Below are 12,812 nucleotides of genomic sequence, written 5' to 3'. Positions count from 1 at the left end.
GGGGGGCGCCCGTCGGGCGCGCCCCCACGGGCTCAGGTCGTCGAGGGGCTCGCGGGCGTGGGACCGGTCGGGCCGATGGCCGCGGTGTCCGAGGAGTCGGGCGTCGTCGGCTCCTCCGGGTCCGGGTCGTCCGTGGACGTGGACGGTGACGGGTCGGGGCTCTCGTCCGTCGGGGAGCTCGACGGCGTGACACCGCTGGGCGTCGGCCTCGGGCTCGTGGACTTCGTGTGCGACGGCGTGGGCCTCGGTGACGAGGGGCTGTCGTCCGGCGAGGACGGTGCCGAGGCGGACGCCGTCCCGGTGGCGGAGGGACCGGTCCCGGGGTCGGACGCCGACGCGCTCCCGGAGGGGCCGGGGGTCGTGGAGGCCGAGGCCGAGCCCGAGGTCCTGGCCGACGGGGTGGTCCCGTCCGTGGTCTCGTCGGCGGGCAGATCGTCCTCGGTGTCGCCCCCGTCGGTGACCGACTGCTCGGTCGAGGCACCCGGATCACCCGCCGGGTCGCTGTTCGAGGTGAGTCCGAGGGTCACCACGGTGCCGAGCACCCCGGCGAGCAGAACGCCCGCTCCGGCCGCGACCAGATTGCGCCGGGCGCCGCCGAGCAGCGCGAAACGGCCGGCCGGAGCCTCCCCGCCGCCCTGCGGCGCGGTCTGCCGGGCGATGACGGCGGTCTCCTCCGACAGCGGCTTCGGTACGGAGACGGGGATGACGGCCGGCAGACCGCGCGGCGGCGACGGCTCCCCCGGGCCGGACGGCACGGGCGCGTCGATGGCCGCAGGGCCGCCGGACGCCGCGGCCCGGGACCGGTCCGCGACCAGGGCGAGGGCCCGCCGCCCGGCGACCGCACCGGGCTTGTCGGCCAGCGCCCCGCGCATGCTGACGGAGGTCTCCAGCTCGGCCCTGGCCCGGTCGGGGTTGCCGGTGCAGAGCGCGAGCACGCCCAGCTCGTGGTGGAAGTACGCCTCCTCGGCGACCTCTCCGGCGATCCGGGCGGCCTCCTGGCCGATCCGCAGCGCACGCTCCCAGGCGCTCCAGTGCAGCCCGGCCGCGAAGGCGGGCGAGGCGCTGCGGGCCAGCAGGACGGCCACACTGGTCTGCCCCGCGCCGTCGCCGGGCACCAGCTGCGCCATCGAGGCGAGGATCGCGTCGGACTCGGCCACCACCCGGACCGGGGTGACGGAGGGGTGCCCGGTCCACCAGGCGTAGTGCTGGGCCACGGTGCGGGCGTGCTCGCCGGCACCGTCGCCGTATCCGGCGGCCTCCAGCTGGGCGAGCACCCCGGCGGCCAGCCGGTAGCGGGGGCCGGCCGGGGACAGCAGTCCGCAGCCGGCCAGTTCGCCGAGGGCGGCGTCGGCGTGGGTGTCCCCAACGAGCGCCGGAAGGTGGGCCTGGTGCGGCACCTCGCCGCCGAGCGCCACGGCGAACCGCAGCGTCTGGCGCGCCGCCTCGCTCAGCCGGGAGCCGAGCAGCGCTGCGGGCGCAGCGCCCTCGCCGAGGCTGGGCAGCGGTACGTCGGCGGCCTCCTCCGCTCCCGTCTCCGGTACGGGTTCGTCGGCGGGAGCGCCGTCGCGGTAGCCGAACTCGTCGTACGCGGTGGGGTCGGGGCTCAGCAGGTCGCGCTGGCGGAGCAGGGCGCCGGCCTGGACGAAGCGCAGCGGCAGGCCCTCGGACTCGAACCAGAGGTCCCCGGCCCAGTTCTTCTCCTCCTCGGTGAGCCGGCGTTCGACGACCGTCTCCAGGAGTTCGACCGCGTGGGCGCGGTCCAGGCCGGGGAGGAAGACCTCTTCGAGGTGGGACTCGGGGCCGGGGGCCTGGACGTCGGGCGTCGCGGCGAGCAGGAAGGCGCACTCGGGCGTCGCGTCGAGCAGTTCGTCGAGGGCGGCGCCGCCGAACTCCAGGTCGTCCAGGACGACCACGGCTCCGGTGGTGCGCAGCTTCTCGTGCAGCAGCTCGCGGTCCGGGCGGTGCAGCGGGGCGTCGTGGACCGCGTCGAAGAGGCCGTACAGCAGATCGGTGACGTTGCGCCGGTGTCCGTTGAGCCGGACGACGCCGTCGGGGGCGAAGCCGGCGCAGTCGGCGGCGACGGCGTCCAGGAGCGTGGTGCGGCCGGATCCGGCCGGTCCGGTGAGGCGTACGGAGCGGCCCCGGGCCAGCAGCCGGGTCAGCCGCTCGCGCTCGTCCTCGCGCTGGAGGAGGGGGAGCTGGAGGGCGGGCGGGCCGGGCGGCACGGGGGGTGCGGCACCGCGTTCGCGGTCGGCGCGCTCGGCGGGGGTGCGGCGGGCGGGGGCCGCGGGCTGCTCGCCGGGCGGGCAGGGTTCGACCTCGCTGCCGTCCACCGGGTTCACGGTGAGGAGGAGGTCACCGGATATCAGCGGGATCACACGTGCCTGTTGCGGTGTTTGCTGACCGAAATCCGGAGTGAGCGGATCGCGCGGGGGACGGCGTCGGCCGGTCTCCTCGGGAAATCCGCTGCCGTCGTGGCCGTACTCCTCCGGCCCGCGGTGTGTCGGGTCCATCGCCAAAGCCCCCATAGACGCGTCGAGAACGGGTGCCCCTCCCGGCCTCACACGCCCAAGCTGTCGCTCTCGGTCCGGTGTCCGCCAGGTGGGTCCGTCAATCGGCAGACGGCCGAACCCTAAACCTTCGCACAGTATCTACGAACACCCGGGGTGCCGCGCCGCACCGCAGATCACGGTCCGGTGAGGATTGTGTGGATTCCGTCCGCGTCCCGAGCAGGGCGGGTGACGTCAGACGCGCGGCAGGGACTCCGCGGCGATTCCGCCCTCGATGGCCAGGATCCGGTGCAGCCGGGTGGCGACGAGAAGGCGTTGCATCTGCGGAGGCACGCCGCGGAGCACGAGTCTGCGCCCGGCCCGTCCGGCGCGGCGGTGCGCGCCCATGATGACGCCGAGTCCGGTGGCGTCCCACGAGTCCAGCTCGGTCAGGTCGAGCACCAGATCGCCGACGCCGTCGTCGAGGGCCGAGTGCAGGACCGTACGGGCGTCCGCCGCGCTGCGGACATCGAGGCGGCCCCCGACGGCGAGCTCGGCGTGGTCGCCCCTGATGTGCATATGCGCTCCCCTGGAATGCTCCGTGGCATGGCCGGTGTGTCTGAAACTGTCTCTCCCCCACTGACTGCGGCAGAGACGGTGAAGTTGCCGTCTGTAAGCGAACCGATACCGAATTCACCCCGAGGGGTGACCGGGACCGCGGTGGATCCGTGCCGGATCCACCGGTTCCGCGAGTGCCGCCCGATGGCAGCGCCCTGGGTCCCCGGGTCCGACCGACGACGGAATCGACGCCATGTCAGACAACCGGGGACCGGAAACGATCAGTAGGTGTAGAAGCCCTGCCCGCTCTTGCGCCCGATGTCACCTGCATCCACCATCCGGCGCATCAGCTCCGGGGCGGCGAACTTCTCGTCCTGGGACTCGGTGTAGATGTTGCCGGTGGCGTGCAGCAGGATGTCGACGCCGGTCAGGTCGGCGGTCGCGAGCGGTCCCATGGCGTGGCCGAAACCGAGCTTGCAGGCGATGTCGATGTCCTCGGCGGAGGCGACGCCCGACTCGTACAGCTTGGCGGCCTCGACGACGAGCGCCGAGATCAGCCGGGTGGTGACGAAGCCGGCCACATCGCGGTTGACCACGATGCAGGTCTTGCCGACGGACTCCGCGAACTCCCGCGCGGTGGCGAGGGTTTCGTCGCTGGTCTTGTAGCCGCGGACCAGTTCGCAGAGCTGCATCATCGGGACCGGCGAGAAGAAGTGCACGCCGACGACGCGCTCCGGGCGCTCGGTGACCGCGGCGATCTTGGTGATCGGGATGGCGGAGGTGTTGGAGGCGAGCACGGCGTCGTCCCGGACGATCTTGTCCAGGGAGCGGAAGATCTCGTGCTTCACCTCCAGCTTCTCGAAGACCGCCTCGACGACGACATCGGCGTCGGCGACCGCGTCGAGGTCCGTGGTGGTGGTGATGCGGCCGAGGGCGGCCTCGGCGTCGGCGGGGTCGAGCTTGCCCTTGGAGACGAACTTGTCGTACGAGGCCTTGATGCCGTCACGGCCGCGGGTCAGGGCCGCGTCGGTGACATCGCGCAGCACGACGTCCCAGCCCGCCTGGGCGGAGACCTGTGCGATACCGGACCCCATGAGTCCGGCGCCGATGACGGCGAGCTTCCTGGCCACGTTGGCACCCCTCTGCTTCTTCTGCGACGGTTCTTCGTCCATGCTCTCCGGCGGAGGTTAGTACCCGTGAGGGGTGCTGGGGCGGTGAAGAGATGCGCGTCACGTCTCAAATGACGGACATCACACCGGGAGCCGTCATTCGGCGGCGCGCCGGGCGTAGTTGAGCACCTGTTCACCGAGCAGCTCCTCGATGTCGTCGAGGACGACGAGGGCGTCCCGGGAGACCTCGGCGGCCCGGCGGCCGGACACCATCTCGCGTCCGATGTACGCCATGAGCGTGGAGTGCACCCAGGCGAGCTGGCCGGCGACCAGCACCGGGGTGCGGTCGCCGGGCCCGGCACCGGACTCCTCCAGGAGCGTGGCCTCCAGATGCTCCAGAGCCTCCTGCTGGACGCGCCAGAGCCGGGCCTTGAGTCCGTCGGCGCCCTCGATGACCTCGATGAAGCGCTTGTAGCCCTCCATCAGTCCGACGGTGGGCGAGACGCTCTCGACCTGGTCGCGCAGTTCGCGCAGGACGGCGTCGGCCGCCGACTCCCCCTTGTCCCGGCCCCGGACGTACCGCGAGAGCCGGTCGACGAGGCTGCGGCTCCGGTCGAGGAAGAGGTCCTCCTTGGTCGGGAAGTAGTTGTAGACGGTGTTCACCGAGACGTCGGCGGCGTGCGCGATCTCGGCGATCGTGACGGCGTCGAAACCGCGCTCCAGGAAGAGGCCGCTGGCCACGTCCGAGAGGTGCTGCCTGGTCTGCCGCTTCTTGCGCTCCCGGAGTCCCTCGCTCATGGCCCCATCGTAGGCCCGCACTGGAGCCGCTGAATTTTTGGTGTCATTGCAATTTTTCAATCACTCTGTTTTTGTAGTCGCCATGGCAATCATCAGTACGGCCGGGCTCGCCCGGACCTTCACCACCAAGGCGGGCCCGGTGGACGCCGTGCGCTCGCTCGACCTGACGGTCGGGGCCGGCGAGATCGTCGGCCTCCTCGGCCCCAACGGGGCGGGCAAGACGACCACCCTGCGGATGCTCACCACCCTGCTCGCCCCGACCGGCGGCGCCGCCACGGTGGCCGGGCACGACCTGGTCACCGACCCCGCAGGGGTGCGCCGGGTCTGCGGTCTCGTCGCCCAGTCGGGTGGGGTCGACCCGTATCTCTCGGTCCGCGAGGAGTTGGTGACCCAGGGCCGGCTCTACCGGCTGGGCCGGGCCGCCGCCGAGGCCAGGGCCCGCGAGCTGGCCGGGGAGCTGGGTCTGACCGGACTCCTCGACCGGAAGGCCGTCACCCTCTCCGGGGGCCAGCGGCGCCGGCTGGACATCGCGATGGGGCTCACCCACCGCCCGGCCGTGCTCTTCCTCGACGAGCCGACGACCGGGCTCGACCCGGGCAGCCGCGCCGATCTGTGGGAACTGGTCCGCCGGCTGCGCGCGGACGCGGGCACCACCGTCGTCCTCACCACGCACTACCTCGACGAGGCGGACGCGCTCGCGGACAGGGTGGTCGTCGTCGACCACGGGCAGGTCGCGGCCGAGGGCACCCCGGCCGCGCTGAAGGAGCGGTACGCGGGATCCGCCACCGCCTCGCTCCAGGACGCGTTCCTCGCCGTCACCGGCCGCTCCCCCGCCCCCGCCGACCCCACGCCCGCCACCGTCTAGGGACCGATTCCGATGCTGCTCCACGACACCGCGCTCGTCTTCGGGCGCTACGCCCGCCAGACCCTGCGCTCGAAGTTCCAGATCCTCTTCGGCATCCTGATGCCGCTGCTCTACCTGCTCTTCTTCGGTCCGCTGCTCACCGGGCTGCCCCTGGCCGGCCGGGGCGACTCCTGGCAGGTGCTGGTCCCCGGACTGCTGCTCCAGCTCGCCCTGTTCGGCGCCTCCTTCGCCGGATTCGCGCTGATCATCGACACCTCGACCGGGGTCGTCGAACGGATGCGGGTCACCCCGGTCAGCCGGGCCGCGCTGCTGCTGGGACGGGTACTGCGCGACGCGCTGCTGTTCGTCTTCCAGGCCGTGCTGCTGGTGCTCGCCGCCGTCGTCATGGGCCTGCGCGCGCCGCTGCCCGGGATCCTGATCGGCTTCGCGTTCGTCGCGCTGCTCGCCGTCGCGCTGGCCTCGCTCTCGTACACCCTGGCCCTGCGGGTGGCCGGCCCGCAGGAGTTCGGCCCGGTGGTCAATGCCGTGACCATGCCTGCCATGCTGCTGTCCGGGCTGATGCTCCCGATGACGCTCGGCCCCGGATGGCTCGACGTCCTCTCGCACCTCACCCCGCTGCGCTACCTGGTGGACGCGGTGCGGGACGCGTACGTGGGCGCGTACGCCACGACGCACATGCTGTACGGGGGGCTCGTCGCCCTCGGATTCGCCGCCCTGGCCGTGACGGTGGGCACAGCCGTCTTCCGGAGGGCGGGGGCGTAACTAAGGTGACGGCATGGTCAATCTGACACGTATCTACACCCGCACCGGCGACACGGGCACCACCGCCCTCGGCGACATGAGCCGGACCGCCAAGACCGATCTGCGGATCTCCGCGTACGCCGACGCCAACGAGGCCAACGCCGTCCTCGGGACGGCCCTCGCCCTGGGGCAGCTCCCGGACGACGTGGTGAAGGTCCTCGTCCGGGTGCAGAACGACCTCTTCGACGTGGGCGCCGATCTGTCGACGCCGGTCGTCGAGGAGCCGAAGTACCCGCCGCTGCGGGTGGAGCAGCACTACATCGACCGGCTGGAGGCCGACTGCGACCACTATCTGGAGCAGGTGGAGAAGCTCCGCAGCTTCATCCTCCCGGGCGGCACCCCCGGCGCCGCGCTGCTGCACCAGGCGTGCACGGTGGTCCGGCGCGCCGAGCGCTCCACCTGGGCCGCGTTCGAGGTGCACGGTGAGGTGATGAACCCGCTGACCGCGACCTATCTCAACCGGCTCTCGGACCTGCTGTTCATCCTGGCCCGGGTGGCCAACAAGGAGGTCGGGGACGTGCTGTGGGTGCCGGGCGGCGAACGCTGAACCGGGGCGCTCACCGGGCGGGCGGGCCGTCCGCCTTCTCGGCGGCGTCCCGCCGGCTCTCCGGCCCGCCGTGCGGGGCCTGCTTCGGGAACACCGTGTAGCTGAGGGCGATCACCAGGTTGAGGCCGAGGACGAAGAGCATCCTGCCCTGCCAGGACCGCAGCGAGCTGACGTCGCCGTCCCCGCCGACGTACCAGACCGCCGCCTGGAGGAGCGCGAGGGCGGTCACGGCCGCCACGCTCCACCGCCCGGCGACCTTCCACTCGTGCACCGCCCGCGGGCGGCCGTACTTCGGCGGCTTCACCGGGGGCGGGCCGCCGGCGAAGCGGTGGGCGAAGCGGGCGTCGACCCACCGGATGGTGGAGTGGCCGAGACCGACGGTGAAGCCGATGTAGACCGCGGCCAGTCCGTGCTTCCAGTCCGGGTCCGCGCCGTTCTTCAGATCGATGGCCGTCACCACCAGCAGGACGAGCTCCAGCACCGGTTCGCACAGCAGGACGGCCGCGCCGAGGCGGGGCTTCTTCGCCACGTAGCGCAGCGTGAGTCCGAGGGCCAGCAGCACCCAGAAGGCGATCTCGCAGAGGACGATCAGTGTGACGATCACGGTCCGCTTCCTTTCGGTCCCTTCCAGCGTGACCGCCGCACCGGGCCGGTTCATCGGCCCCGGTGACGAAAGCGCACTGCATCCTTCGATGTAGTCGCGGATCGCCCTCGCCGAGGACGCACCGGCGCGGCGGGGGCGTGTTGGATGGGTGGGTGCTCGCACTGACCCGCCCCCACCGTGACGACGTCCTGATCGCGGTCGTCGGACTGCTCGGCGGAGCGGTCCTGTGGCTGCTCGGTCTGCATATGCAGAACGGGCGCCTCTTCGCCGCGGACTGGGTCTCCCTGCTCCCGCTCGTCGTGATGTCCGCCCTGGCACTGGCCCGGCGCAGCGCCCCGCAGACGGCTCTGGTCCTCGGGACGCTGGCGTTGGTCGCGGACCAGTTCACGTCCGGGAACCTGGCGACCCTGCTGATGTACACGGACCTGATGTACGCGGCGGTGCTGTACGGCTCCCCGGCGGCGGCCCGGCGCATCCCGGTGACCACGCTGCTGATCACGGTCGGGGTCACCATCGGTTTCGTGGCGTGGTTCCGTGACGCCCAGGCGCTGCTGGTCGGCATCGCCACCGGACTGGTGTCGTTCCTTCCGGCGCTCACCGGGGTCAGCGTCCGCAACCACCGCAACGCGGCGGAGACCGCCCGGCTGAGGGCCGATCAGACCGCGCTGCTGGCCGAGATGGACCGGACGCAGGCGGTGACCGCCGAGCGCGCCCGGATGGCCCGCGAGCTGCACGACATGGTGGCCAATCACCTCTCCGCCATCGCCATCCACTCCACGGCCGCGCTCTCCCTCGACGATGCGGCGACCTCGCGCGACGCGCTCGGGGTGATCCGGGAGAACAGCGTGGCCGGTCTGGCCGAGATGCGCCGTCTGATCGGGCTGCTGCGGACCGGGGCGGGGGATCCGGAGCCGAGCAGTTCGCCGACGCTGGCCTCGCTGGACGCGCTGATCGAGCAGCACCGGACGAACGCCGCCTCCAGCGGGCTGAGCTGCACGCTCCTGGACGAGCGCGACGGGTCCGGGCCGCTGCCGGCACCGGTGGAGCTGGCGGCGTACCGGATCGTGCAGGAGTCCCTGACCAACGCGCTCAAGCACGCGGCGCCCGGTGCGGTGACGGTGCGGCTGGGGCAGGACGCGGACCGGCTGACGGTGGAGGTGCGCAGCGTGCTCGGGGAGCGGCCCCGGCCGCGTGCGCCGGGTTCGGGGGCGGGGCTGGTGGGGATGCGGGAGCGGGTGGCGCTGTTGGGGGGCGTGTTCGAGGCGGGGCCCGGGTCCGGTCCGGACGGCTCCCGGGTGTGGCGGGTGCGGGCCGAACTGCCCGTGGACGAGAGGAAGGTGGGGCCGTGACGATCCGGATCCTGGTCGCGGAGGACCAGTCCGCGGTACGGGCGGGGCTGGTGCTGATCCTGGGCAGCGCGCCCGACATGGAGGTGGTCGGGGAGGCCGCGGACGGCGAGGAGGCGGTGCGGCTGGCCCGGGAACTGCGGCCGGATCTGGTGCTGATGGATGTGCAGATGCCGCGTCTGGACGGGGTGTCGGCGACGGAACGGGTGGTGGCCGAGGGGCTCGCGGATGTGCTGGTGCTCACGACCTTCGATCTGGACGCCTATGTGTTCGGGGCGTTGCGGGCGGGGGCGGCGGGCTTTCTGCTCAAGGACACCGAGGCGCGGGATCTGCTGGAGGCGGTCCGCACGGTGGCGGGCGGCGAGGGGCTGATCGCCCCGTCGGTGACGCGCCGGCTGATCGCGGAGTTCGCCCGCTCGGGGCCGGCCCGGACTCCGGCGGCGCCGGGTGCGGAGGTGCTGGACGCGCTGACGCGCCGTGAGCGCGAGGTGCTGGGCTGTCTGGGCGAGGGGCTGTCGAACGCCGAGATCGCGGTGCGGCTGTCGATGGCCGAGGCGACGGTGAAGACGCACGTCAGCCGCCTGCTGGGGAAGCTGGACCTGCGCAGCCGGGTCCAGGCGGCGGTCCTGGCACAGGAGTTGGGGATCTGAAGGTTTAAGTGAGCGGGTCCCCGATCTTTGGTCCAGACCTCTTGACGATTGGTCCAGACCTTCCTAATCTCACCGAGCACACTGCGGTGAGCCCAACATGACAAGACGGGCTCAGGGCGGCGCAGGGTTTGCAGTCCACGGACCACCCCCCGTTTGTCCGGACCTCTCCCGAGGAGCGCACCGTTGAGCACTGAGACCCCCCGCCGGACCCGGTTCAGAATCGGGTCCGGAAAAGCCACCAGAACCAGAGCCGTCGCGGGCCTCTCCGCGCTGCTCCTTCCCCTCGCCGCCATGGTCGGTCTGGCCTCGCCCGCCGAGGCGGCCACCTCCGCCACGGCCACGTACCTCAAGAAGTCCGACTGGGGCTCCGGCTTCGAGGGCCAGTGGACGGTGAAGAACACCGGCACCACGTCCCTCAGCTCCTGGACCATCGAGTGGGACTTCCCGACCGGCACCGGCGTCGGCTCCGCCTGGGACGCCACCGTCACGCACACGGGCGACCACTGGACCGCCAAGAACGTCGGCTGGAACGGCACCATCGCCCCGGGCGCCAGTGTCTCCTTCGGCTTCAACGGCACCGGCTCCGGCAGCGGCGCGGCCACCAACTGCAAGCTCAACGGCGCCTCCTGCGACGGCGGCCCGACCGTTCCCGGTGACAATCCCCCCACCGCGCCGGGCACCCCCACCGCGAGCAACATCACCGACACCTCGGTGAAGCTCGCCTGGAGCGCCGCGACCGACGACAACGGCGTCAAGAACTACGACGTGCTGCGCGACGGCGCCGTCGTGGCCACCGTCACCGGCACCACGTACACGAACACCGGCCTGAGCGCGGGCACGGACTACTCGTACTCCGTGCAGGCCCGCGACACCGCCGACCAGACCGGTCCGGTCAGCGCCGCGGTCAAGGTCCACACCACCGGCACCGGCGGAGGTGACGGCGGCAACGAGACCGGCGACAAGGTCAACCTCGGCTACTTCGCCGAGTGGGGCGTCTACGGCCGCAATTACCACGTCAAGAACCTGGACACCTCGGGTTCGGCCGCGAAGATCACGCACATCAACTACGCCTTCGGCAACGTCCAGGGCGGCAAGTGCACGATCGGCGACTCCTACGCGGACTACGACAAGGCCTACACCGCCGACCAGTCGGTCGACGGCGTCGCGGACACCTGGGACCAGCCGCTGCGCGGCTCCTTCAACCAGCTCCGCAAGCTGAAGGCCAAGTACCCCCACATCAAGATCCTGTGGTCCTTCGGCGGCTGGACCTGGTCCGGCGGCTTCGGCCAGGCCGCGCAGAACCCGGCCGCGTTCGCGGACTCCTGCTACAGCCTGGTCGAGGACCCGCGCTGGGCCGATGTCTTCGACGGCATCGACATCGACTGGGAGTACCCGAACGCCTGCGGTCTCACCTGTGACACCAGCGGTCCGGACGCGCTGAAGAAGCTCACCTCGGCGCTGCGCACCAAGTTCGGCAAGGACTACCTGGTCACCGCCGCCATCACGGCCGACGGTTCGCAGGGCGGCAAGATCGACCTGGCGGACTACGCCGGGGCGGCCCAGTCGCTCAACTGGTACAACGTGATGACGTACGACTTCTTCGGCGCCTGGGACGCGAAGGGCCCGACGGCTCCGCACTCCCCGCTGAACTCGTACACCGGCATCCCGATCGCCGGCTTCAACTCCGCCGACGCCATCGCGAAGCTGAAGGCGCAGGGCGTCCCGGCCTCCAAGCTGCTGCTCGGCATCGGCTTCTACGGCCGCGGCTGGACCGGCGTCACCCAGGACGCCCCGGGCGGCACCGCCACCGGCGCGGCCCCGGGCACCTACGAGGCGGGCATCGAGGACTACAAGGTCCTCAAGAACAGCTGCCCCACCACCGGCACCATCGCCGGCACCGCGTACGCCCACTGCGGCACCAACTGGTGGAGCTACGACACCCCCGCCACCATCGGCTCCAAGATGGCCTGGGCCAAGAACCAGGGTCTGGGAGGCGCGTTCTTCTGGGAGTTCAGCGGCGACACCACCAACGGTGAGCTCGTGACCGCGATGAACAACGGTCTGAAGTAGCCGCGACGCACCGCCGCTGCTGCTAGCACCACCCGGAAATAGCCGCCGGGGAGACAGGTCCGCCCCCTGTCTCCCCGGTCTTTCCTTTGTGCGCGCCCCTCCGCGACCCGGCCCCGCCGGGTCAGTCGCGCGCGGCGCGGTCCACCAGGACCTGGACCCCGTCCAGGATCCGTTCGAGGCCGAAGGCGAGCGGATCGTCCTCCTCCTCGGGCGCGAAGGCCCCGTGGGCGATGGCCCGGGTCAGGGCGGGGAACCGCTCCGCGTGCCGCTCCAGCAGCTCGTCCGTCAGCCGGCCCCACTCCCGGCTGTGCTCCTCGTCGAAGTCGGCCGCCTGCTGGGCGATACTGCGCACCTCCCCGATCAGCAGCAGGACGGTCCGCTGCCGGTCGGCCGCACCCAGACCGGTCGGCTCCAGTACGGCATGGGCGGCGTCCAGCCAGCCGAGCTGGTGCGGGCCCATGATCTGGCGGCGCATCGCCGTCGCCGCGAGCAGCCAGCCGTGCCGCCGGTACACCTCCCAGCTGCGACGGCTCCATGCCGTGAGCCCGGCCCGCCAGCCCCCCGCCTCGGCGGAGAGGTCCGGTACGTCCTCCAGAGCGACCTCGACCATCAGCTCGACCAGCTCCGTCTTGCCCGGCACATAGCGGTAGAGCGCCATCCCCGAGACGCCGAGTCCGGCCGCGACCCGCCCCATCGAGACGGCGTCCAGCCCCTCGGCGTCGGCGACGGCGACCGCCTCGTCGGCGATCCGGCGCGGGGTCAGCGAGGGCTTGGGGCCCCGGGCGGGCTGGCCGCGCTCCCCCCAGAGCAGTTCGATCCCGGCCTTCAGATCGCGCGGCCCGTTGCGCTTGCCCGTCGCGCCGCTCCCGCCGCCCCTGGTCGTGGCCATCACGTACCTCCTCGGTGTTCTCCTGGCGATTGACACCGCCCCAACAACTGTATATACCTTAAACCCAATCGCTTACAGCATAAACA

The 12,812-nt window shown here is 71.9% G+C and carries 12 protein-coding genes; 6 read left to right on the top strand and 6 right to left on the bottom strand.

What is annotated here, in order from left to right; translation table 11 throughout:
- Positions 1-32: 32 nt before the first annotated feature.
- The 4 genes from ACFVDM_RS09295 to ACFVDM_RS09280 form a co-directional block, all read right to left on the bottom strand.
- On the bottom strand, positions 33-2,513 hold the full coding sequence (locus tag ACFVDM_RS09295) for an ATP-binding protein (RefSeq protein ID WP_383635089.1): 2,481 nt from the start codon (positions 2,511-2,513) through the stop codon (positions 33-35).
- 231 nt (positions 2,514-2,744) lie between these two features.
- Complete coding sequence (locus ACFVDM_RS09290) at positions 2,745-3,068, bottom strand: STAS domain-containing protein (protein WP_383635086.1); 324 nt, start codon at positions 3,066-3,068, stop codon at positions 2,745-2,747.
- A 260-nt stretch (positions 3,069-3,328) separates the two neighbouring features.
- Positions 3,329-4,177, bottom strand: coding sequence for a 3-hydroxyacyl-CoA dehydrogenase family protein (locus ACFVDM_RS09285; RefSeq protein ID WP_383635459.1), 849 nt, complete (start codon positions 4,175-4,177; stop codon positions 3,329-3,331).
- A gap of 135 nt (positions 4,178-4,312) precedes the next feature.
- Positions 4,313-4,954 carry a TetR/AcrR family transcriptional regulator gene (locus ACFVDM_RS09280; RefSeq protein ID WP_383635083.1) on the bottom strand — a complete coding sequence of 214 codons (642 nt, stop codon included), beginning with the start codon at positions 4,952-4,954 and terminating at the stop codon, positions 4,313-4,315.
- Between the two features lie 82 nt (positions 4,955-5,036).
- Here ACFVDM_RS09280 and ACFVDM_RS09275 point away from each other — a divergent pair, with 82 nt between their 5' ends.
- The 3 genes from ACFVDM_RS09275 to ACFVDM_RS09265 are packed head-to-tail and all read left to right on the top strand — an operon-like array spanning position 5,037 to position 7,167.
- Positions 5,037-5,819: an ABC transporter ATP-binding protein gene (locus ACFVDM_RS09275; RefSeq protein WP_383635081.1), complete on the top strand. Its 783-nt coding sequence runs from the start codon at positions 5,037-5,039 to the stop codon at positions 5,817-5,819.
- Positions 5,820-5,831: 12 nt separating this feature from the next.
- Positions 5,832-6,581 carry an ABC transporter permease gene (locus ACFVDM_RS09270; RefSeq protein ID WP_383635079.1) on the top strand — a complete coding sequence of 250 codons (750 nt, stop codon included), beginning with the start codon at positions 5,832-5,834 and terminating at the stop codon, positions 6,579-6,581.
- A gap of 13 nt (positions 6,582-6,594) precedes the next feature.
- Positions 6,595-7,167, top strand: a complete 573-nt coding sequence (locus ACFVDM_RS09265; protein ID WP_383635076.1) for a cob(I)yrinic acid a,c-diamide adenosyltransferase — start codon at positions 6,595-6,597, stop codon at positions 7,165-7,167.
- Positions 7,168-7,177: 10 nt separating this feature from the next.
- On the opposite strand, the gene ACFVDM_RS09260 is transcribed toward ACFVDM_RS09265, so the two are convergent.
- Positions 7,178-7,771 carry a hypothetical protein gene (locus tag ACFVDM_RS09260; protein WP_383635074.1) on the bottom strand — a complete coding sequence of 198 codons (594 nt, stop codon included), beginning with the start codon at positions 7,769-7,771 and terminating at the stop codon, positions 7,178-7,180.
- Between the two features lie 152 nt (positions 7,772-7,923).
- Between ACFVDM_RS09260 and ACFVDM_RS09255 the strand changes: the two genes are divergently transcribed.
- From ACFVDM_RS09255 to ACFVDM_RS09245, 3 genes are all read left to right on the top strand, one after another.
- Positions 7,924-9,120, top strand: coding sequence for a histidine kinase (locus ACFVDM_RS09255; protein ID WP_383635072.1), 1,197 nt, complete (start codon positions 7,924-7,926; stop codon positions 9,118-9,120).
- Entirely contained in the window at positions 9,117-9,767 is a 651-nt protein-coding gene (locus ACFVDM_RS09250; protein ID WP_383635069.1) for a response regulator, read from the top strand. The genes ACFVDM_RS09255 and ACFVDM_RS09250 overlap by 4 nt, the downstream gene beginning before the upstream one ends.
- Before the next feature lie 183 nt (positions 9,768-9,950).
- Positions 9,951-11,837 (top strand): glycosyl hydrolase family 18 protein, encoded by a 1,887-nt coding sequence (locus ACFVDM_RS09245; protein ID WP_383635067.1) that lies wholly within the window; start codon positions 9,951-9,953, stop codon positions 11,835-11,837.
- Between the two features lie 121 nt (positions 11,838-11,958).
- On the opposite strand, the gene ACFVDM_RS09240 is transcribed toward ACFVDM_RS09245, so the two are convergent.
- Positions 11,959-12,726: a TetR/AcrR family transcriptional regulator C-terminal domain-containing protein gene (locus tag ACFVDM_RS09240; RefSeq protein WP_383635065.1), complete on the bottom strand. Its 768-nt coding sequence runs from the start codon at positions 12,724-12,726 to the stop codon at positions 11,959-11,961.
- Between the last annotated feature and the right edge of the window lie 86 nt (positions 12,727-12,812).

Origin of the sequence: Streptomyces sp. NPDC057682, assembly GCF_042799575.1 — a bacterium.
Classification (GTDB): Bacteria; Actinomycetota; Actinomycetes; order Streptomycetales; family Streptomycetaceae; genus Streptomyces.
This window is presented reverse-complemented; position numbering and strand designations above follow the sequence as displayed.

Excerpts from the sequence above, each read along its gene's own strand:
- ACFVDM_RS09280 (WP_383635083.1), bottom strand. The coding sequence starts at position 4,954 with ATGAGCGAGGGACTCCGGGAGCGCAAGAAGCGGCAGACCAGGCAGCAC.
- ACFVDM_RS09275 (WP_383635081.1), top strand. The coding sequence starts at position 5,037 with ATGGCAATCATCAGTACGGCCGGGCTCGCCCGGACCTTCACCACCAAG.
- ACFVDM_RS09270 (WP_383635079.1), top strand. The coding sequence starts at position 5,832 with ATGCTGCTCCACGACACCGCGCTCGTCTTCGGGCGCTACGCCCGCCAG.
- ACFVDM_RS09240 (WP_383635065.1), bottom strand. The coding sequence starts at position 12,726 with ATGGCCACGACCAGGGGCGGCGGGAGCGGCGCGACGGGCAAGCGCAAC.
- ACFVDM_RS09295 (WP_383635089.1), bottom strand. The coding sequence starts at position 2,513 with ATGGACCCGACACACCGCGGGCCGGAGGAGTACGGCCACGACGGCAGC.
- ACFVDM_RS09265 (WP_383635076.1), top strand. The coding sequence starts at position 6,595 with ATGGTCAATCTGACACGTATCTACACCCGCACCGGCGACACGGGCACC.
- ACFVDM_RS09290 (WP_383635086.1), bottom strand. The coding sequence starts at position 3,068 with ATGCACATCAGGGGCGACCACGCCGAGCTCGCCGTCGGGGGCCGCCTC.